Source organism: Longispora albida DSM 44784, from assembly GCF_000379825.1.
Classification (GTDB): Bacteria; Actinomycetota; Actinomycetes; order Mycobacteriales; family Micromonosporaceae; genus Longispora; species Longispora albida.
The window spans coordinates 1-20,601 of the sequence record NZ_KB903835.1 but is presented as its reverse complement, the minus strand read 5'-3'; the positions used below and the strand labels follow the sequence as shown (position 1 = coordinate 20,601).

The window sequence follows — 20,601 nt, the reverse complement described above, 5'->3', positions numbered from 1 at the left end:
CGTGCAGCACTGGCAGATGAAGCTCATCATGAGCGTGCAACGGCCGTCATCTGACAGCGACACTGCCGCGCTCCTCCGGGAGTGGCTGACCGGCACGTTCGAGACCCTCGGGGGCGACCTCCGGCAGCGGCTCTTGGAAGCAGGGCCGCTGCCGGAGGGCAGCTTCAAGTCCCGCCAGCCCATCGGCGAACCCGGGGACATCTGGGCCTACGTCGCCTCCACCACGCGCACCGCACGAGGAGTCCGCAACACGGGCAAGGAGTACTCCGAGGCCACGTGGCAGAAGTTCCTCGGCGGCCTGGCGAAGAAAGTGCCCGCCAGCGGCACCCTCGGGTTGTGCACCATCGACCAGTTCGGCACTCCCAACGGAGGCCGGCCAAAAATGACCATCCAGTACGACATCGATGAACACGATGAGGGCTGGCTGCACCTGGCGTTCCTGTTCGACCCAGCTCTCCTGGAAGACCCCGCCTGGCAGCAGGCTCTGCTCACCCACGCCCGCCGATTCGCGGACGAGCACGGCCCGACGTATGCCGAGGTCTCCTACTGGTCCGGGTACTCAAACCAGTCAGCCCTGGAGTACCGGTTCAAGGTCACAGAGCAGCTGCCCATCGCGCGGAGCCGCTCCACCCTCCGCGGATACGCCTGGGTGACGGTCTGCCCACAGGAAGCCGGCGACCGCCTCGGCGGACTGGAGGCCCTTCAGGCTAGCGGCGCGTTCAGCACGGCCGAGCCGCTACAGGCCGGCGGCTACTGGCTGCAAGCCACGCCGTCCTACGCGGACTACGACATGACCGCAGGCACGAAGGTATTCACAACACTCGCCCCGGCCCTCCGCCCAGGCACACCCCGGCCGCCAGCCCCGCACGAACCCGCAGAGAAGATCATTTTGCGTGACGCGGCGGAGATCTCAGCCTGATGGGATACACCGGCCACATCATCACCGCCAAGTCTGCACGGCCCCTCACCGACGCTGCGGCCCTCAGCCAGTACGGCAGCGAAATCCTCGACGTCGCAGGCGTACCAGGCGGATGGCAGCGATGCAGCATCGCAGGCGCATTCCCCGACGACATGGACAAGACAGCAGAAGCGCTTGCCGCAGAAACAGACGGCCCGGTCATCGCCGCCACGTTCCTGGACAGCGACTGCGCGATGGTCTCAGCGGCCATGCCCGGGAGCGCTAACAGCTGGAATACCTACATCCATCCGGACACTGCGCTGTCCTTCGGGGCACCTCCGCTCCCGCACACCATCACGCAGATCGCCGACATGGCCAGCGCATGGGCCTCAGCATCGGGACTCGACCCCGATCACGAAGCCATCTGCGAACTCCTGGAAGCACACGGAACATTCGCAGAAGACATCTTCAGCGAACTCCTCATCGCCCTAGGCATCACCGAACCAGCGAGCTGACCAGCACACGAGGGTCTTGGCACGTGATGCCAGCCCATGCATAATCACCCAGGGCCGCTGCGGAAACAGCAATCCTCCCCAGGAACAGCACCGCAGCGGCCCTTTATAACTCCCGCCAGAAACCCGCTGAAGGCAGGGCTGCACGCCCTACCCGCAGCGAAGCGGATCAGGTGGCAAATGACCGGACAGCCAGGTGGCACTGTCCTGTGTCGTTGAGGTGGCGGCGTTTGCGGTGCAGGGCGTCGTCGAGGCGGGCTCGTCCGTCGAGGATCAGGAATAGGTCGTCTCCGTCTAGTGTGATGAACGGGCAGCCGTGGGCGTGGGGGATGTCGAGGAAGCCTTTGGTGAAGCCGCTGACGCTGGCGAACAGGCCGAGTGTGTTGCGGCCTTTGCGCTGGATTTTCGCGGCGAACACGTCGGCTTGCTCGCGTTCGATGCGTTCCTGGCACCATTTTGCCTCGAGGAGGAAGCCGTCGGTGTCGAAGGTGAAGGAGCCGTCGATCTGCTCGGCGGGCAGGTTGTAGGCGATGTGGGGTTGCATGTCGTGCAGGTCCAGCAGCCGGTAGAGAACTGACTCAAACTTGCGCCCGCGGCCTTGCCGGTCACCGGATGTGGTGAGTGCCAGGAAGTCTGTCTTGATGGCACCGATATCGCCGTCGAAGCGCCGCTGGGCTGCCTGCTGTACCTGGTCGGCTTCCCGCTGTGCCTGGATGCGCGTCTGGGCGCCGAGATCGGCCCTGTACTGCCGGGTGATCACGCTCAGGGCTTCGATGGCGCTGCGGGCCCGGGCGGTGAGCTGCTCGGAGTCTTGCTGGCAGGCGAGGTTCGGGAACACTGTCATCTCGGCCAGCTCGGCCATCATTGTCAGGGTGGTCTGGTGGTAGCGGGAGTCCTGTGCAAGCAGTTCCACCACCGCCGAGGCCACTTGCCGTTTGACGAGGCTGAAGTCCAGGCACGCGAGGAGTTCCGGATGCTCATGCAACGCCATGCGGACATGACGCTCGAAGGGCGCCTTGTTCCAGCAGATCGCCGTCAGGGCTTCGGCGAGAGCTTCATACGCCTGAGCGCTGATGCGCTTGGCAGCCAGCCCGGGACCGGTCGTCATCATCGTCCTCCCGCCAGTCCTGTAATCACGAGGTCACGATGAACATCGGATGGGATCATGAGCCCGCCGGATTGCTCCAGCCACACATCACACGCCACGGCACCCGGGCCGGCGGCCGGCAGGTTCACCGGGGCGTCACCGGGCCCGCAGCATGCAAAGCGCCGCGCGAGGTCCCTTATCGCCAGGCGCAGCGCATCGGCCTCCGGGTCCCGCAGGTGCCGCCGGAAGTAGTCGCGGGCAAGGTTCCAGTCCCGCCAGGCCGCGTTCCGCAGTTCACCGGCATCCTTACCCGCACGCTCAAACAGTGGCAGGAGCCAGTCGGTGCTCCTGTCCCTCGCCCTTACGGGGGCTGTACCGGGCTCCTTCGTCCAGTCCTGATGGAGCATCTGCGCCCACCACCTCGCGCCGCTCACGGTAGGGCTGATGACAACAATGCGCTGACCGGACGAAATCGCATGCCGAATCACCTGCAAAGCCAGAAGAGATTTCCCGCTACCGGCTTGGGCCGCGAAGTAGCTTTTCGCTTCGACCGCCCAGGGTTCCCGCTGCCGCAGGTCTTCCGCATCTGCCATGCCAGGAAAAAATAGGTCGTACCGGCTCTTCGCCGGCCTGTCTCCCGGAGATGTGCCTCCTCCAGCGCCGTGCTCGCCAGCGGGGTTTGCCTGGGTCCGCAGCTCGGCCAGCGCCACGATCGACTCCGCGCGCCGGTGGGCCTCATCGATGATCAGCTTCGCTGACTGCTGTGCCTCTGCGACAGGCCCGGCAGTCTGGCAGGCGTGATGAATGGCAATCTCGCCGATTTCTGCTTCCGGCCATGACAGCGGGAAGCTGAGCTGGATGTCAGCGAAGACTGTGCGCAGCTCCACGAGATCGGCGAGCTTGTCACCCGCAGGGCCGTGGCCATGGCGCAGAGCGCGCTGGAGCCATTGCTCCGCCCGGTCAAGATCGCCATGCTCGAACAGCCCAAGCCCGAGCTCGAAGGCATCGCGGGCAAACTCGCCCTTGCCGGTGTGATGATTGGCGTCATCTTCTGGCTCACTGTCATCACCGCCTGCGGGCAGGTCGCCGATCGCGGCCATCATCTCGGCGAAGGTCTTGAGCCGGCTGCCGGGCCCGTCCGGGAGAGCGGCCTCGCCGAGTGCGAGCAGCTGCATGTCCAGAGCGTCCATGCCGTATCCGTCTTCCTGGTCTGCGGTCATCGGGTCACCTCCTGGGCTGGCGCCCGCTGCAGTTCGTACCCCGCCAGCGCCGGGTTGCTCCGCATAGCGGCCCTGGCCTGGGCATAAACCGTCTTGATGGTTTCCTCGCCAACACCGAGCAGCCCGGCGGCTTGACTCCGGGTCAGGCGGTCAACACCGATGAGAGTGAGCACTTGCCGCTGCCGGGGCGGCAGCTCTGCCACCGCACGCTGCAGGTCCACACGTGACGGGACGAAGATTCCCGGGTCGCTGGCATCGCCGTGCTGGATCCGCCAATGCGCCCGCTCGGCTGCTGACCGCACCACGTCGTCCCCGGGAGTCAGGTCGCTGCGGCCTTTGCTGGCGTACCAGTCCGCGATGCGACGCCACGCGACCGTCAGCAGAACCACCTCCGGCATCCGGAGGGTGTCCCACTGGCGGATCACCTGAGCCCAGGTCTCCTGCTCGATCTGCTCCGCTATCCCCGCATCGGCAACCCGCCCGCGGATGAAGACCGCCAGGCGGCGATGGTGCTCCCCATAGAACTCCTCACGCGGATCGGCTTCCTCCACGTGCCCGCTCCCACCCGCCACTATGGCCATCCCGTCGTCAAAGTCTCGAGGAGATACGCGAAGCCCCCGTCGCAGCCCGCGCCCCGGGAGAACCTGCACGCTACGACGGCGGCCGTACCCGGGTCCGGATCGAGCCCAACCGGACGCGTTTCCTTGCTGCCCGCCAGTACTCAAGTCCTCCAGTAACCCCACCTCGGGGGACTCATGTGACCCAGATCACATAGATGCTGGACGGCGCACAGCTCCCTGCCACCTGCCCGGGCGCGGTGCGCAGCCACCCGCAGTGACACGCCGCTGGTGTCGCAAGTGGAGCTTTGTGCCCCGCTGGGGTACCTTATCCGGCGAAGGCCACGGCGCTGGCCTGAGCCGGGCTGGAAGCACCCACGGACTTCGGGCCGATCGGCGGGAGGTTGTACCCGCACGCACAACCGGGGGAATCGCGCCACGCACCGAGCAGCCACTGGACCCTTGCATCCCTTGCGTAGTCCTTGACGGCTGAGCAGGCGTGGGCAGCCTCAGCCGGGAATAGGACTCTTGCGTGACCACGTCCAGAGGCGCCAAGCAGCGTGCCCGGCGCCGGGCCAGCACTCTCGGGGTCTCCTACACCGACGCCCTCCGCGGCCTCTCCGGGCCTCCCACACCACGCCCTCTCTACCGGGTGGCGGTCTTGCGCTCGGCCAGCCTGGTCGATGCCGATCTCTGGCGGGCCTCCGGCGGGGAGCCACTCAGGATCGCCAGATACCGGATACGGCTAGAGAGCCCCATCAGCTTTCTCGAGCTGGATGCCATATTCGGCGAGCGCGGCTGGTCAGTGACACGCAGAATCCTCAGCGCCGGCCAGACCTGGGCCGAGCTCCACCTCGCCCCCGCCGAATGGCCCCTGCTCCTGGGTGCGCTGTGCCAGGAGCCCGGGACAACTTGCACCCATGCCAGCTTGCACACGCTTGTCAGCGACGCCGTGGCGTCCGGCAGCGCGACCTTTGCTGACATCGCCTCTGCCACCGGCATGTCCCGCGACGAGGTGTCACGCTTGGCCGCGCGGCGGGCCGCCTCATGACAGACAACCTTCCCGGCGGTGACGTCCGAGTAGAACTGTCCCGCCGCAGCATGAAAGCCGGCGGGCCAGCCGATAGCCCAGTCGTCTACGCCGCCTCAGCCGCCATGATCATGTTCGCGATGTCGGCGCTGATCGCCGCCGTCGCAGGCCTGTGCTGGCTGCTCGACCTGCCAGGAACAGCAGCCATGTTCCTGGCAGGAGCCGTCATGTGCGTCGGAGCGGCGTCCATCGCCCTCATCCTGCGGCCCGGAAAGGACCAACGCTCTCACGGCCGGCATCCACTGTCAGGCCTCGCCGCCCCGGCCGATGAGGTGTTCTCAGGAGAGCATGCTTCCAAGCTATCCGATAGTCGTGCGGCTGCCAGCTCAGCCAAGGTGCCAGTGCCACCACCAGCCGCAGCCATCGCACAAGCCGACAGTTATCCACAGACCGCCCGTTGCCTGTGGATAACTGCCGACGGGCTGGGTCTCAAGTTGCGGAAGCGACGGACTCATCGCTTCTGAGCAGAGCAATCGCTAGCCTGGTGCGCCGCATCACCGACTAGCTGGAGAACAGTCCGCTGCCGGTCGTTAAGCGGGGAACGTCGATCCATGACTCACACTCGACCACATCAAGTACCCACCGCAAAAGCACGCGCCAGCAAGCCGGCACGCGGGACCAGCCGAATATCCGACCGACACTACGGCTCCCTTGAGACGGGTCCGGTGTTCCTGTACGGCGTGAGGAAACGGCCTCACGCCTCGCCGAGGAACAGCGTGGCGTACTCCTCGTCGGCCGCCGTCTCGGCCGTGGCGTCGGCGAGCAGTACCGACGCCCGTTCCGCGTCGGTCAACGGGTGGTAGCGGGCTTGCAGTTCGGTGACGGTGGCGAGAGGCAGCACGATGATAGCCTCCCGCTGAAGTGCGCCGGGCTATAACTCCGGCTTGGTCTTAGCCAGGAGCTCTTCCCAGCTCTTGGACTGCTTGATGTGGGTCTCAGTGGCGAAGACGTAACGCCAGACGCCGTATTTCTGGTGGTCACGGACGAACCGCGCCCATTCCTCCGCGTTGCGCTTCTTGTCGATCACATCGACGTCGTGGGCGTCGCGGTCGGACTTGCCCTCCACTACCCAGTACACGCCGTCGGCGTCTAGGACGATGAAGTCGGGAAAATACTTCTTGCTGTTGTCTCGCTCGATCCACACTTCGCCGGGCTCGTAGACGCGCAGCCACCAATGGACCTTCCGGGACGAGTCGATCAGGCTCGCGATGGCCCACTCGGTGGTCTTGGCGTCGAAGCTTGCGACCTGCTGGATGGAGCGTTCCCAGTCTCCGTACCAGCGGTGTTTAATGAAGTCCTCCCACCGGCTGCCCACATCGCTGGGCATGGGCTTGCGGAGGGGAACCTCAACCGGGCGCAGCGCCCACTGGGGTTGCAGGCGGCGGTTGTTGTAGCTGGATTGGATCAGCTCGGCAATGGCCTTGACCGCCTGCTCAGCCCGCCGCTCGCTCCACAGGGTGGCCTTGTCTTCATCGTCGGCGGTGACCTGAGCTCCGAGGAGGAACTGCTCGGCGATGCGGCGCGCCCCGTTGAGTTCGGGGAGGGACTGCTCCACCAGCCCGAGGTTGAGGATGCGGTCCTCCAAATCCTGGCGCACGTCGGCCACGGCCACATAGCGTTGGGTGGCGTCCTCCTCCTTAACCCGCTGCTCGCGGACGACGACCTCACCGTCAATTCCCCGCTGGGCGATCAGCGCCTTGCGGGTCAGATGCACAGGGAACTCGCTGGCGTACCCCGCCCCCTCCGCTTGGGCGGCGGCGTTCTCCACATAGCTGAGGGAGAAATGCACCGGCATGACCTCGCGTTCCCGGCGGGGGAACCGTATCGACGGAGCCCCGTCAACCTTATAGAGGATCTTGCTGGCGGCTTGCCGGTCACGCTCGTGTTGCGCAGCGGCGGCGTCGAGCGAGGTGAGTAGCAGAAGCTCGGAGCCGTCGATGGTCTGCCCGTTGATCTCGCGGGCCGGGCCGACCAAATGCAGGCTGCCCTGGCTCTCGACCTCCTGGACTCCGGAGACATCCGGTTCAGGCTTCGCGCCGAACGGCAGCGGCCCCTGCGAGCCCGCAGGCGTAGCGGTAGAGGTCGACTCAGGCGCGGGTGGGACGACCTGTTGGAGCAGGGCGTTCTTCTGGGCGAGAAGCTGGCGGTAGGAGTCGTGGGCGACCAAGTCGACCTGGTCGATGGCGGGGACGCCGACACGCTCGCCAAACGGCAGGCGCAGGCCGCGCCCAAGGATCTGCTCGGTGAGGGTCTGGGAGGCCAACGCGCGAAAGCCCACGATGACGCCAATATTCTTGACGTCCCAGCCTTCCTTCAGCTTGTCCACCGAGACGACGGCCCGAACGGGCGAGCTGGGGTTTTCCACGGCGGCGAGGTCGGCCAGGGCCTTGTCGCTGGATTGAGAGGTGATTAGCAGGACCTGCCCATCGCCGGGCAGGTAGCCGTCCCCGGTCAATGTCTCCGCGACCCGCTCGGCGTCGGCGATGGACTGGCACACCACGAACAGCACTGGGGTGACCGAGGCTCGGCCGTTGTGCTCCGCCCAGGACCTCCACACCGCCTCCTTGCGGTCGCGCAGGTGGCAGGCGTCGGCGAGCTGTGTCCGAACATCCTTGATGCCGTCCTCCCGGTACACGATGACCGGGATCTTCACCAAGCCGTCTGCGATCGCCTCCGCCAGCGTGTAGCGGTAGCGCACCTTGTCCAGGTCCGTATCGTCGGGGGTGGCCGTCAGCCCCACGAGGGCGCGCGGCCCCAGCTCGCGCACCGCGTTGCCGAACGCCTTGGCGCTGGACTTGTAGACGTGGTGCTCGTCGGCGATGACGACCAGATCGTCGGTGTCCCGCAGGTGGTCGTACAGCCCTTGGCCAATGAACTCATCAGTCGCCCGCACCTTGCGGGAGGTGTTCACGGTGGGCTTGATCAACTGCTGGACGTTGAATACGAACAGCTTGACCACCGTGTCATCGTGCAGCGCGTCCCCGACCTGGCCGCGCGAGAAGTTCTCCGAGGTGATCAGCAGCGGTTGATACTCCGCGCCCGGCACGAACTTCGGATGGCCTTGCGTGAAGTTGTCGACCGTCTTGTCCTGGATAGTCGTGCCCGGCGTGACGATTAGGATGTTCCGCACGCCTTGCGCAGCCAGATAGTCCACCAGCGCTGCCGCTAGATAAGTCTTGCCCACCCCGGTTGCCAAGTCACAGACGACCTCACGCCCATCACCGGGCTCAATCTCCTGGGCGGCGACGCGCAGCGCTGCGGCGTTGGGCGCGCGCAGGTCCATCCGGGCACTGATCTCCTCGACCAGCGCGGCGTCGAACGGCAGCCAACTCATCGCACGACCTTCCCACGGCGCACAAGGTCACCCGGAGCCTTCAGCAACTGCGAACCCATGCTCAATTGGCGCAACACTTGCTCTGTGCCCGGAGCGACCGCTTTCGCGACCACCATCACCCGCTCGTTGTCTTCGAGATACGACACGATCGACTGGACGACCACATCGTCCGCGGTCCCATCCACCACAGCCAGCCGAGTACGTCCTTTGAGCCCCGCGAAAGGCCCATCTGGCTCATAGAGGAACCCGAGCTGTGCCGCCACGGCCTGGGCGAACTCAGCACCCTTGGCCCAATCTGCGAGCAGCACCCGGCTCCCGACACGTTCGAAGAGCGAAGGACCGACTGTTAGCACGCGGAACCCTCCGCCCCCGGACCACTCAGACTCTGTTGTGATCCCGCCTGCGTCCGCGCCTGCAACCACCTTTCCCAAGCGCGGTTTGGTGAATGCGGCTATCGTCTCTGCCGACAGTTCGACCGTAACCCACCTGCGTCCCATCTTGTGCGCGACCGCAGCAGTTGTCCCAGACCCGCCAAAGCAGTCGACGACTATGTCGCCCGGCTTGGTAGCAATTTGCAACACTCGGTGCATGAGTCGCTCAGGCTTCGGCGTTGCGAATACGTCGCCCACCAGGGCGCGCACTTCCTCTTTCCCGTTACGAACGAACCCAACTTCTTCAGGGTGCCACACCGAGGAGGGGACACGGCCCCCTTTAACCTCCGTCAAGTAGCGCTTGAGGTAAGGGCGGCTGTCGCCATTCGGCCCCCAGTAAATCCGCCCTTCCGCATTCAGGCGGCTCAACTCTTCAGCCGACACTCGCCAGTAGCTACCAGAGGGCGGGCCATCGATAACACGCCCGCTGGGCGTCGTGACGGGGTACAGACCCTTTGAGTAGTAGTTGCGAGCCGCCAGGTCTCCTCTGCGCCACGGTCCGCGTGGATCGTTGTCGGTGTTGGTGTAGGCGGAATCCATCGCATCGGTGCGGGGGAGGTGGTTGAACTGACTGAATGAGATATTCTTGGCGTAGCACAGGATGAAATCGTGATCAGCTGAAATATGTGTAGCAGTGTTCCGTGGATCGTTGCGACGCTTCCAAATTGCCGTGGCGATGAAGTTTGACCGACCGAATATCTCATCCATCAATACCCGGCAGTAGGCCGCCTCGGCATCGTCCAAATGGACCCATACCGATCCGTCAGGGGAGAGCAGTTCCCGAATGAGGAGCAATCGCTCCCGCATCATGCCAAGCCAAATCGAATGTTCAAGGGCATCGTCGTAATGCTCGAACGCTTGGCCCGTGTTGAACGGGGGGTCAATATAGACCAACTTGACTTTCCCCCGGTATCGCTTGGCGTACTCGGGGATGCGCACCAAGGAGTGCAAAGCATGATAGCTGTCACCTTGGATGAGCAGGTTATCATCAAGTCCGTCAACAAACTCGCCCACACGGTCACCATGGTGGAGGAGGTGTACCTCAGTCACCCTCGGGTCGCTCCGCTCGACCCACTCGTAACCGCCATCGCCGTCAGGCAGCAACGCCTGGTCTTTGTTGACCCAGGACAGGGTGAGACGACCACTCATGCATCCGCTCCGCTCCACAGCGTCCAACGCCGACCGTAACGATACCGACGAGGTCCGACAGTCAGAGCGCCGAGGCGGCCTTCCGGCGCGTCGACTCAAGATCTCGGAATGCAATACAGGTCACCGCCAGGATCGGCCCGGATCGTGCAGGGCTGCCAGCCCGGGCTGGGTAGCCAGCATCGCTGGCTCGGTCTCGGTGATCACGGCAACCGGGCCGGGCTCGTCCTCGTCGAGCGGGGCTCGAACCTGGTAAAGGCTCCTGTCTGCGTCCACGGCGCCGAGGCAGAAGACCTGGCGGTGGGCGCCGTGGTGGTCGACGGCGACGTCTTCGTAGACGAGGGATAGATATAGCTACGCAGGCTCACCTGCCTTGATCCGCCAATGCCAGCAATACGACCACCGGCCGCAGAACCTGGCCGAGTCAGCCGGTTACCGAACCGGGGAGCGCCCTTCCCCCACTCGGCTGGCGACCCCGCCCCTCATGGCCGCCTTCACCACCAGGCTGGCAGTTCTGGACACCCGCGAAATGACGGCCTCAGGCAGGCAGCCCGCATGCCGGGCAGCCCGTGCGCCCGGCGGGCAGCCTGCCGTCACACCTGCCTTCGGGTCGTGGAGATGCGCCGATACTCAGCTCTTGGCCCGCCATGCTGAAACCGGTATTCTTCACCCAGAGCCACATATGCCTAACCGCTAATGCACACAACACGTTAAAAATTCGGTGAAGATCGCCGTCGGCCAGGCAGGTGCCTGGCGGCGAAGGCGCGACGGCGCGTGCAGGGACCGCATCCCCAACTTCTGACATCTCCTGGTGGCTCCAGTCCTCCAGCCGCTCCCGGCGTCTGGCGATGACGCCATCACCACACGCCGCGAGCCTGTCAGAAACCCGGGTCTTCCCATGCGCGCAACCACAGTGCTCGGCCTCGATCTGTCCACAGGCGAGGAAGTGCACATAGACTCCGCCAACGCCGACACCTGGCGGGCCAAAGGCCACCGCCGCCGCAGCGACGGGCGCGGTAACGAGACACTTGTCTGCCTGTACTGCCATCACGGCGATGGCGTACCGGCCGGCACCCTGGTGCCTCTCGTCGTGCGGTCACGGCTCGGCGGGAAAAGACGCCCGCACTTCGCCCACCCACCCGGCCACGGCCCGGCCCGCGGCCACGCAGCCGAAACAATCTGGCACTTCGAGGGCAAACACCTCCTCGCCCGATGGGCACGCACCCTGCCCTGCGTGCAATCCGCCAGCACCGAGTCCCCCACACCAGACAGCAAACGCCGCTCCGACGTCGCCGTGGTCTTCGCCGGCGGCGCACGCCTTGCACTGGAGCTGCAGTCCAGGCCCGTCGTCGACACCGACTGGATCAACCGGCATCGCGACTACCAGGCCGCGGGCATCACCGACGTCTGGCTTCTCCCCGAAGGCGTCGGCCCTCCGGGAGTTCTCCTCGCAGAAGGCGTGCAGACCGCCTACCTCGACACGAGCGGATCCAGGATCGGATTCCCCGTAGCCCGGCCCCACGACCAGGCGGGTACGCGCTCCGGTACCGGCCACTTCGCCCGCCACGCACCACCGTGTCCGGGAGACCCTATCGACATAGAATGGTTCCCGCTCGCCGAAGCAGACCTGCAACCCTCAGGGCTTCGCCTGCCAGAACAGCTCACCAGCCTCCTAGCCGCAGAACACCAGCAAGCCCAGGCCCGCGCAGCAGCGATCCAGCAGCACACACGAGGCATCCGCCAGCAGCAAAACAACTGGCGGCGCCGCAAGAACCGGGAAGCCCAGCCGGACGGCTTCCCCGAAGCCCCCACGCCCGCAGCGAGCGGGGCCGGCCCATCACGACGGTCCACCGCAGTCACCCGCCCGGAGCTACCTCCGGCGTACTGCGATCTATGCGAAGAGGAGCTGGGAATCTACTGGCGGTACTTCGGCCGCCACCAGCAGTGCGGCATGGACCGGCGAAGACCAGTACGGCCTGACGAGGTGCGGTGAGCGTCTCGCTGCCCAGGTCTTCGCAGGATTCTCCCGGCTGGGCACCGGGCCAGTTGTCAACAACGCCGGAATCTGGACCAGTCGGCGACGCGACGATCCTGGTCAGTATCCAGCCGACGACGACACCAGTCCCCTGCAAACGCCAGCCGAAGGATGGCTGGCCGCGTTATTCCCCTTTGCCCACCCGTCAGAAACTTGACTAGACCATGCAATCAGCTGATCCGTGATCTTATTCTCGCCTATGGCTGGACAGGCCATTTTTATGCGTTGAAGGGGTCGTGCATGGATTTGGGAGCGTTGGCGCAGAGCGGGGCGGCGGCCGTTGTCGCCGTCATGGCTACTGATGCGTGGGGGCAGGTGCGGTCACGGCTGGCGGTGCTGCTTGGTGGTGGCGATGCCCAGCGGGAGCAGGAGAACGTTCTGCAGCTGGAGGAGTCGCGTGCCACGCTGGTGAGTTCTGCCGGGAAGCGGGAAGTGGTGGAGGCTGAGCTGCGGGGCCAGTTCAGGGACCGGTTGCGGTCCGATCCGGTTTTCGCTGCGGAGTTCGCAGTGCTAGCGGAGGAGATCCGCCGCACTACACCGGACGCTGCGGTCCGCCCGGTCTACCAGCATGGTGTAGCCAGCCGGGGCGGCACCGTTATCCAGGCAGGCAGGGACGTGAACGGGATGGATGCGCGGTGAGCGAGGGGAACGAGACGAGCTTTTCTGAACCGCAGCTTTCTCTGGGGGCTGAGCCGGCCGGCGCCGCTGCTGTGTTCGGCCAGGAGAGTGAAGCGAACCCCTTCTCTCCCATGCCGCGAGAGGAGGTCAGATCGCCCGAGACTGCTGCTCCGGCCCTGGGCGCCATGCACGCAGAACCGGCCCTGGCGGTCAGCCCAGAGCAGGCTCCGCGACCTCCGGCCTGGCCCGGATTCGGTTCCGGCGGGCCTATAAACGTGCAAGCGGCTGCCGCGGAGGCTGGTGGCCTCGTCGTGCAGGGCGGGCGCGATGCCAATTTCTTCAAGCAGGACCTGCGCTGGCTTCCTCTCGTCGAGGTGTCACAGCCACGTCTGCCGGACGGGATGTTCGTACGCCCAGAAGGCATCAAGGATGCGGAGACGGTACTCGACAGCCCTCTGCACGCCGTCGTGGTCTTGACTGGCCGGCCAGGCACGGGCCGGCGAACCAGCGCGCTGCAGTTGCTGTCCGCAGAAGGCCACCAGGTACACGAATGCCTGACGGACTGGGCTCCGGCACCACGCACAGATGTGCTGCCCCGCGCCTCGGGCGGCCGGTACCTTCTAGACCTCACTGACGAGACCGCTGAACTTCCTGAATCCTTTGGCCGAAGCCTTGCCGCATACAGCCGCGAGCTCGCCGGCTACGGCGCGCGCATGGTCATCCTGGTGACCGAGTCACTGTGGCGGTCATGCGCACGTGACACCTACGAGATCACTGTCCCTGTGAAACCCCCAGGCACCAGCGAAGTGATGCTCGCGCATCTGGCTGGTTTCGCCGAGCACCGCGGCTGGGCGGAAGCCGAGCCAGCATTCGAGGACCTTGCCAGCAAGCTGGCAGGCGGGTCGCCGCGCCGGGCGGTGGAACTGGCAGAGCTGATCACCAAGCATGCTCCTTTCACGTCAGGTGCTGTACAGACGATCACGGAGGCATTCGCGCACTGGAAGACCTATCTCGGCAGCAAACTCGCCAGCACATCGGACGCCACCTCCGCCGGCGGCACAGGAAGCCGCGCATACCAGGCGGGAATCGCCCGTAAGCGGTCGATGCTGATCGCAACCGCAGTTCTCGACGGCGCCCCGGAGGAGGTGATCATCGAGGCTGCCGACACGTTCCTGCGCATGATCGATTACAAGCTGTCCGACCAGGATCTGCTCATCGGACCCGAGCTCAGCGAGATGTTGGAGTGGATCGACGGTGACAGCATCGGCGGCGCGATCACCATCACCGGCAAACGCCCCGGCGTGGACCGCGCGGTCATCGACCGCGTGTGGAAGGAACGCCCCCGGCTTCGTAAGAAGCTCCGTGCCTGGATGGAGGCCATCACCACCGACAACGGCGCCGCCCAGGGCTACGAAGACCGCGTCGCGGAGGTACTCGTCCAGCTAGCGACCGATCAGGGGGCGCTGGAAATCCTCGAGATCGCCCAGTCCTGGCTCGACGGCAAGACTCGCCAGCGGGACCTGGCCGTGGATATCCTCGGGCGGCTCGCCACCAGTCCTGAAACAGGCTCTGCCGTACGCCGCAGGCTCTACGAATGGGCGAAAGGCAAAACCCCGCACGTTCTCACCGGGATCGCCGACGTCTGCGCCGGGCCACTGGCAAGGCACAGCCAGAAAGCAGCAATGCACCGGCTGAAGCTCCTGATCGGACATGAAGTGATCCCTGCCCGCGAGGCCGCAGCCAAGGCATTGCGCAGCCTCGCCGCAGATGAAGCACTTGGCGATGAGGTCGCAGCCATCGTGGTCGGCTGGGCCGGTGAGGAAAACTCCCGGCCCGGAAACTTCGCGCTCCTGGCCCTGGCGGAACCGGCGATCAGTCACGGTAGGCAGACCGCCATACATGCGATCACCCGCCTCCCTGAACGCCAGAAGGCCCTCTGCGAGGCATGGGCTGAGCTTCTGCGGGCAGACGACAGCCACCCGCTCGCGATGCGGACCGTGCACAGGTGGCTATCGAGCGCAGATGCCGGGCACCTCGACACCGACCTCGTCATCACCGTCCTGGCATCCGTGATCCAGGCAGGGCTGGACGGTGAGCCGTTCAAGAAGTTCGTTACGCAGGGCAACCCATCGCCTGCCCGCGGAGCTCTGCTCATGGCGATGTACAACCGCGCCACCGCGCAAGAAAGCAAGGCAGCAGCGTGACCCTGCGGCTCCCCTGGAGGAAACCCGGGCTACGGCAACGAAAACTCAGATTCTCCACCACGCTGCAGTCCAACCTGCCCGGAGCAGTGTTCAACGCCCAGTTCGTCGTCCGATGGCGCGCAGGCCTCACACCTGAACGCGCCGAGCCCTTCCTCCGCATCCATCTTCACCAGCAGGCCGACAACATCAGCGTTGCCTACCCGGTCGACCAGATACAACCCGTTGCAGACGAGATCCAGGTCGCCATCGCCAGCCAGCAACTCCACCTGCAGGGGGTCGGCACAATAGAAACAAGCTCCACCCTGCAGCTCAGCACAAGCCCGCAAAGCCTCCAGCTCCAGGAACACAGATCCGCCCTGCATCGAAAACAGCAGATCACAGCAGAGCTTGAGCACGCACGAATCCAGGCGCTATGCAATACCACTCTCGCCCATCGGCCAGCAGCGCTCATCTGGGCCGCCACAAACTTCCCAGCATTGACCGCCGAAACCCGGGGCGACATGCTGCAAACCGCAATCGATCAGCTCCACACGGAACGCGTGGCCCCAGCAAACCAGCATGACCCGCGCCATCAGGCAGCCCACGCCATCACCACCTGGCTCACGAGTGACGCCGCAGCCCGGCAGGAGGACCTGCAGACTCTGCGCGGCATCCTCACCCAGATCGGCGATCATGAAACCCTGATCCAGCACCTCGACGTTCTCACCACAGCAGCCCACTCTGCCCATTAGGCAGCCAGCCACAGACACGCCGTGCCCGCCACGCCCGCTGGCACGGCGAGTACCCGCGCGGCGGTCGCCGCTTTTCATCGTCGCTGGTGGCGGACGCTTCGCGCCCCGCACAACGGCATCCCGATCGCTGGCGTATTGCCCGAACACGTCGCAATGGGGCGGCGATGCTGCCGCACTCGAAGACAGCTTGCGACACATCGACCTGAAGACACAGTAAGCCGAACGGCTCCAGCAATGAGAGCGGCAACGGGAGCCCGGTGTCGGGGCCCTTGGATGAAGCGCGTCACGACGCGATACGGCGGTCCCGTAAGATCGCGAACAGGTATGCGCGGCCGGTGATCCGCTGGTCGACATCAGGAAGCCTGGCCGCCGATCCCATCGCCCAGATCTCCCTCGCCCCGTCCATCGACAACCAGGGCTTGGCCCGGTCGACCTTGATGCGGTCGCCCTCAACCGTGTACGTCATAGGCAGGCCCGATTGCGCAAGGAACTGCTCGCCTTGGTGCTCTCGGATGCGCTGCGCCACTGCCGCGAAGTCCTCATCTTCCATGGATCCAGACTGCACTGCAAACCATAGGGCAGCGCAAGTGTTACTAGACGAACGAATGGCATTGGCACTGAACGAGCGGACGACAGCGACGCGCTACCGGGCTGGCTCTCTATCGCGGATCCCGCCAGCAGCGCCATTGATGATCCTTTAGCGCGGAGAAGGGTGTTCGCCTCGTAGGGGCAGGAGGCGTTCATGGAAGGCTATGTCGCCGCGGTTCCGCGCGCTCGGCGGGGTCCCGACGCGGCACATCCGTTACGACAGCTTGAAACCTGCGGTCCGTCAGGTTCTGTTCGGGCCGCGCCGCATCGAGTCGCAGCGCTGGGTGGCGTTTCGTTCGCACTACGGTGTCGAGCCGTTCGACTGCATCCCCGGCCAGGAAGGCCCTCACGAGAAGGGCGGTGCACAACCACAATCGCCGGGCACGGCCGTCAGGTACTCCGGCCGGACCGGGCGTTCCAGCACGGCCGAGGTAGTCCAGACCCGGGACCGGAACTCACGGCGCCGTAAGCACCCGCCGCTCGATGGCCCGGAGTTGCTCTGGCCGGGCGGACCGCGCATACCTCAGGAGGCGTTGCCGCAGCGCCAGCGGCAGCCGACGCTTCCTTGGGTGCCGGGCAGCGAACGTCGGGCCGCTGAAATAGCGCACGAGCGGATCGATCTGGCGGCCGGTGGCGATGACCGGCCACCACTCCTCGCCAGTCAGCTCGCCTAACAGGAGCGCCGGTAACAGGCGATGTGGCAGCACGCCCTCCTCCGCGCGCGGGACGGACTGGTCATACCACGCCAGCAGCACGGGCCCAGCCTTGCCGAGCGCTCGGAGTGCCTCGATCGCGATGGTCAGTTCCTGTCTGTTCGGACTCGGATCGGTGATGTCCGCGCCGAGCTGCGTGTCGCGGTCCGCGCACGTCCTCGCCAGCGGTCGCAGCGGCGCGGGAGCTAGGTCGATCCAGCGCAAGACCTGGGCGTTGCCGAGTTCCTCTAGGTAGGCCAGCAGGCCAGGACCATCCGCCAGGCGTAGCTGACCACCCCAGCCTGCCCAGTCCAGGCCGTCGGGCTCATGCTGGCGCAGCAGAGCCAGGTGCCGGCGGTCGGCGTCGAGCAGTTCAAAAGCGCGCTCACCCCAGCACATACAGGCGAAGGCGTCCGCTTCCCGCCGGACGGCGAGCAGCTGGGCCAGCCTGCCGAGCTCAGCGGGGTCTGTCACGACCAGGGGTTCCGCTCCGGACCGCGGATGCGCCACGCTGATCTCCACCGAACCCACTCGTGGCCACAGCGCGGCCAGTCCGTCGATCATCCGCCGATGATCGCAGATCGACAGCCCCGCAGCCGAGTACCCAACGGAGCACCGACGGCGAATCCGGGGCTGGCCTGGTTGAGGCTGCCACGACCTGGATAGCGGCGTTCGGGCTGCTGCACGGGCAGGGTCCAGCGCGCCCTATGGAATCGAGCGTTGCCCGTGGAATCTCGTCCGGAATATCCCCTCGCTCGGCACGTCCAAGGAATGGAAGCTACCCAGGACTACGCGGGCGCCATGGAATCTAACCCAGAGCTATGGAAGATTTGACCAGAGTCTTCGTATCCACATGGCTCGCACTGTCTGCGCTCAGGAGCAGGCGATGGTCATCGAATGGTCATCCGCAGTCCAGCGCGGTCTGTGGAATCTAACGCTGCCGGTGGAATCCCGTCCGGAATGTCCCCTCGCCCAGCACGCCCGGGGAGTGGAAACTACCCAGGGCTATGTGGGCACTGTGGAATCTCACGCAGCGCTATGGAGGATTTGACCGGGTTCTTAAAAGTCCACTGCTCTACCATTGAGCTAGCAGCCCTCAGGCTGACAGGGTACCTGATCAGCCCGTCTGGGCGGTTCCGGTGCCGCCCACGAGCCGCTTGCCGCGCCCCTTTGCCCAGTGGTGTCCGTTCCCGCTCAGACCGCATCATCCACGACGAGATCAGGACCCGGGTCAGGGAACTCATCGCGTCCCTCGGAATCACCCCCGCGGCCTGAACCCGGCATACGCCACGGAGGCATTCTTCGTCGTCATTCCGCCTGTTTCCTGTCCAGAAGCCGGAATCGGGGCATCCGCTGAGCGGCGGTTTCAGTGTGCTTTTCGCCACGGCTTACGCGGTAAAGCGCGGCTGATGGCCATTTGGCGGATGCCGCCTGGAGCAGGGCCTCACTAGGTTTCCTGGGCGAGTATCGCGGGGCGTGGTCAGCGTTCCTGCGGTTGTAACGGGGAGGAACAGGTTTTCGTGCGCAGATCACGCATGCCCAGAATCGTGGGTGCGGGTGCGGCAATGGGTATCGGCTTGACGTTCGCGGTCGCGGGTGCGGCCGGTGCGGAGCCGGCCGGCCAGATCGTCGGAGCTGGCAAGCCGGGAGCGATCCCGGGCAGCTACGTCGTGGTGCTCAAGGACAAGAGCAAGAGCAAGGACGCGGTGTCGGCCTCCGCCGACAGCCTCTCGGACCGGCACGGTGGCGAGGTCAAGCACGTCTACGGCAGCGCCATCAAGGGGTACGCCGCCGACATGTCCGAGTCTGAGGCACGCAAGCTCGCCGCCGACCCGGCGGTGGCCTACGTCCAGCAGAACCAGGTCGCGTTTGCCGATGAGGCAACCCAGCCAGTCAGCGTTCCGGTCAAGGCTCAGGCCGCGGCGGACGACGTGAGCATCGACCCGTTCGAGGGCTACTGGCCTCTGCCGTGGGGCCTCGACCGGATCGACCAGCCGGACCAGCCGATCGACGGGGCATACCACTACCCGGCCTCGCCCATCGACGCGAATCCCACCGTCTACGTCATCGACAGCGGTGTGCTGCCCGGCCACTCGGAGTTCGGGGGCCGCGCGAGCACTGTGGCGGACTTCAGCGCTGACGGCGGCTGGGGCGTCGACTGCTCCGGCCACGGTACCCACGTGGCTGGCACCGTCGCCGGTGCGCGCGTTGGCGTGAACAAGAAGGCGAACATCGCCGCGGTGCGGGTCCTGGACTGCGCCGGCGGGGGTACCAGCGCGCAGGTGGTCGCCGGGATCGACTGGGTGACTCAGAACGGCGCCGCGAACGCGGTCGTCAACATGAGCCTCGGTTTCCGGAACGGCGACGTGGCCGTCGACGAGGCTGTGAAGCGGTCGATCGCTTCCGGTAAGACGTACGTGGTGTCTGCTGGCAACGCCGGCGTCGACGCGTGCACGCAGTCGCCGGCCCGGGTTCCGGAAGCTATCACTGTCGGCGCCACGAACAGCTCTGACATGCGGGCGACCTACACCGACCGGTACGGCAAAATCACGGGTGCCTCGAACTACGGATCCTGCGTGGACATCTTCGCGCCGGGCCACACGACGGTCTCCGCCTCACCCGCGAATCCCGGCGAACGGGAGACCTTCAACTACTACAGCACGCGCGGTGGAACGTCGATGGCGTCCCCGCACGTCGCCGGCGTGGCCTCCCAGCTGCGCGCTCGTTACGGGCTTACTCCCGCCGCCACGGCTGACGCCCTCAAGGCTGGTGCGGTGGCTGGCCGGGTGACGGCCGCTGGTGACGGGTCGCCGAACCTGCTGCTCCAGAACTCTCCGGAGTGCACGGCCTGTGACTTCGCNGGTATCGCTGACTGGGACAAGGACGGCAAGGCCGANCTCGTCGCGGTNGACGAGTACGGCGTGATGTGGAGCTACCCCGGCACCGGCACCACCGGCCTGCGGTCTGCCCCGCGCGTGCGGATCGGTACCGGATTCGGCGGCTCCACCATGGTGGGCATCTCCGACTGGGACCGCGACGGCCACAGCGACGTCATCTACCGCATCAACGGCGGCNNNAANGCCGGCAAGCTCTACGCCTACGGCAANGACGGCGCCAGGCTCGCCGGCAGCGGCTTCGGCGGCGCGACCTTCGCAGGCCTCGCCGTACGCGGCGACGGTGCCACCAACGTGTACTACCGGCTCGACGGCGGCCCCAACGCCGGCGACCTCATGGTGTACAACGCCAGCGGCCCCCAGCGCGCCGGCACCGGCTTCGGCGGCGCGACCTTCGCCGGCGTAGCCGACTGGGACCGCGACGGCAGCGGCGACGTCATCTACCGGATCGAAGGCGGCCCCCTCAACGGCAACCTCTACGCCTACGGGGCCAGCCGGGTCCTCATCGGCACCGGCTTCGGCGGAGCCCGCTTCGCCGACGTCGCCACATGGGACAGCGACACC

At 65.9% G+C, this 20,601-nt stretch carries 18 protein-coding genes and 1 tRNA gene; 9 read left to right on the top strand and 10 right to left on the bottom strand.

The window, feature by feature from the left end:
• The first annotated feature begins 28 nt into the window (after positions 1 to 28).
• Both A3G1_RS0123315 and A3G1_RS0123310 read left to right on the top strand, forming a co-directional pair.
• Positions 29 to 919: a hypothetical protein gene (locus tag A3G1_RS0123315; protein ID WP_157641325.1), complete on the top strand. Its 891-nt coding sequence runs from the start codon at positions 29 to 31 to the stop codon at positions 917 to 919.
• Complete coding sequence (locus A3G1_RS0123310; RefSeq protein ID WP_018351911.1) at positions 919 to 1,413, top strand: hypothetical protein; 495 nt, start codon at positions 919 to 921, stop codon at positions 1,411 to 1,413. The genes A3G1_RS0123315 and A3G1_RS0123310 overlap by 1 nt, the downstream gene beginning before the upstream one ends.
• A 166-nt stretch (positions 1,414 to 1,579) precedes the next feature.
• On the opposite strand, the gene A3G1_RS0123305 is transcribed toward A3G1_RS0123310, so the two are convergent.
• The 3 genes from A3G1_RS0123305 to A3G1_RS0123295 are packed head-to-tail and all read right to left on the bottom strand — an operon-like array spanning position 1,580 to position 4,268.
• Complete coding sequence (locus A3G1_RS0123305; RefSeq protein WP_169437606.1) at positions 1,580 to 2,521, bottom strand: hypothetical protein; 942 nt, start codon at positions 2,519 to 2,521, stop codon at positions 1,580 to 1,582.
• A complete protein-coding gene (locus A3G1_RS0123300) occupies positions 2,518 to 3,717 on the bottom strand; it encodes a hypothetical protein (RefSeq protein ID WP_018351909.1) in 1,200 nt (399 codons plus the stop codon). The genes A3G1_RS0123305 and A3G1_RS0123300 overlap by 4 nt, the downstream gene beginning before the upstream one ends.
• Positions 3,714 to 4,268, bottom strand: a complete 555-nt coding sequence (locus A3G1_RS0123295; RefSeq protein ID WP_157641324.1) for an RNA polymerase sigma factor — start codon at positions 4,266 to 4,268, stop codon at positions 3,714 to 3,716. Before A3G1_RS0123295 ends, A3G1_RS0123300 begins: the two co-directional genes overlap by 4 nt.
• Before the next feature lie 667 nt (positions 4,269 to 4,935).
• Here A3G1_RS0123295 and A3G1_RS0123290 point away from each other — a divergent pair.
• Positions 4,936 to 5,325 (top strand): hypothetical protein, encoded by a 390-nt coding sequence (locus tag A3G1_RS0123290; RefSeq protein WP_157641323.1) that lies wholly within the window; start codon positions 4,936 to 4,938, stop codon positions 5,323 to 5,325.
• An 85-nt stretch (positions 5,326 to 5,410) separates the two neighbouring features.
• On the opposite strand, the gene A3G1_RS40765 is transcribed toward A3G1_RS0123290, so the two are convergent.
• From A3G1_RS40765 to A3G1_RS39800, 4 genes are all read right to left on the bottom strand, one after another.
• Positions 5,411 to 5,554: a hypothetical protein gene (locus tag A3G1_RS40765; RefSeq protein ID WP_018351906.1), complete on the bottom strand. Its 144-nt coding sequence runs from the start codon at positions 5,552 to 5,554 to the stop codon at positions 5,411 to 5,413.
• A gap of 504 nt (positions 5,555 to 6,058) precedes the next feature.
• The gene (locus A3G1_RS40760) at positions 6,059 to 6,205 is read right to left on the bottom strand and encodes a hypothetical protein (protein ID WP_018351905.1); all 147 of its coding nucleotides are present in this window, start codon (positions 6,203 to 6,205) and stop codon (positions 6,059 to 6,061) included.
• Positions 6,206 to 6,235: 30 nt separating this feature from the next.
• On the bottom strand, positions 6,236 to 8,698 hold the full coding sequence (locus tag A3G1_RS0123275; RefSeq protein WP_018351904.1) for a DEAD/DEAH box helicase: 2,463 nt from the start codon (positions 8,696 to 8,698) through the stop codon (positions 6,236 to 6,238).
• On the bottom strand, positions 8,695 to 10,143 hold the full coding sequence (locus A3G1_RS39800; protein ID WP_211216381.1) for a site-specific DNA-methyltransferase: 1,449 nt from the start codon (positions 10,141 to 10,143) through the stop codon (positions 8,695 to 8,697). Before A3G1_RS39800 ends, A3G1_RS0123275 begins: the two co-directional genes overlap by 4 nt.
• Positions 10,144 to 10,386: 243 nt before the next feature.
• Here A3G1_RS39800 and A3G1_RS0123260 point away from each other — a divergent pair, with 243 nt between their 5' ends.
• The 5 genes from A3G1_RS0123260 (at position 10,387) to A3G1_RS0123235 (ending at position 15,863) form a co-directional block, all read left to right on the top strand.
• Positions 10,387 to 10,623 (top strand): hypothetical protein, encoded by a 237-nt coding sequence (locus tag A3G1_RS0123260; protein WP_157641322.1) that lies wholly within the window; start codon positions 10,387 to 10,389, stop codon positions 10,621 to 10,623.
• 550 nt (positions 10,624 to 11,173) lie between these two features.
• Positions 11,174 to 12,268, top strand: coding sequence for a competence protein CoiA family protein (locus A3G1_RS40755; RefSeq protein WP_157641321.1), 1,095 nt, complete (start codon positions 11,174 to 11,176; stop codon positions 12,266 to 12,268).
• A 282-nt stretch (positions 12,269 to 12,550) separates the two neighbouring features.
• Positions 12,551 to 12,949: a hypothetical protein gene (locus A3G1_RS38905; RefSeq protein WP_018351900.1), complete on the top strand. Its 399-nt coding sequence runs from the start codon at positions 12,551 to 12,553 to the stop codon at positions 12,947 to 12,949.
• Positions 12,946 to 15,132 carry a hypothetical protein gene (locus A3G1_RS0123240; RefSeq protein WP_157641320.1) on the top strand — a complete coding sequence of 729 codons (2,187 nt, stop codon included), beginning with the start codon at positions 12,946 to 12,948 and terminating at the stop codon, positions 15,130 to 15,132. The genes A3G1_RS38905 and A3G1_RS0123240 overlap by 4 nt, the downstream gene beginning before the upstream one ends.
• A complete protein-coding gene (locus tag A3G1_RS0123235; RefSeq protein ID WP_157641319.1) occupies positions 15,129 to 15,863 on the top strand; it encodes a hypothetical protein in 735 nt (244 codons plus the stop codon). Before A3G1_RS0123240 ends, A3G1_RS0123235 begins: the two co-directional genes overlap by 4 nt.
• Before the next feature lie 283 nt (positions 15,864 to 16,146).
• Here the strand turns inward: A3G1_RS0123235 and A3G1_RS0123230 are convergent, their stop codons facing one another.
• The 3 genes from A3G1_RS0123230 to A3G1_RS40745 all read right to left on the bottom strand — a co-directional run bounded on the left by A3G1_RS0123230 (position 16,147) and on the right by A3G1_RS40745 (position 18,240).
• The gene (locus A3G1_RS0123230) at positions 16,147 to 16,413 is read right to left on the bottom strand and encodes a hypothetical protein (RefSeq protein WP_018351896.1); all 267 of its coding nucleotides are present in this window, start codon (positions 16,411 to 16,413) and stop codon (positions 16,147 to 16,149) included.
• Between the two features lie 493 nt (positions 16,414 to 16,906).
• A complete protein-coding gene (locus A3G1_RS40750) occupies positions 16,907 to 17,707 on the bottom strand; it encodes a hypothetical protein (protein WP_157641318.1) in 801 nt (266 codons plus the stop codon).
• A 436-nt stretch (positions 17,708 to 18,143) separates the two neighbouring features.
• Positions 18,144 to 18,240: transfer RNA gene (locus A3G1_RS40745), tRNA-OTHER, on the bottom strand.
• Between the two features lie 438 nt (positions 18,241 to 18,678).
• Here A3G1_RS40745 and A3G1_RS36370 point away from each other — a divergent pair.
• Positions 18,679 to 20,601, top strand: a 1,923-nt coding sequence (locus A3G1_RS36370) for a S8 family peptidase (RefSeq protein ID WP_157641317.1), incomplete at its 3' end; no start/stop codon positions are given.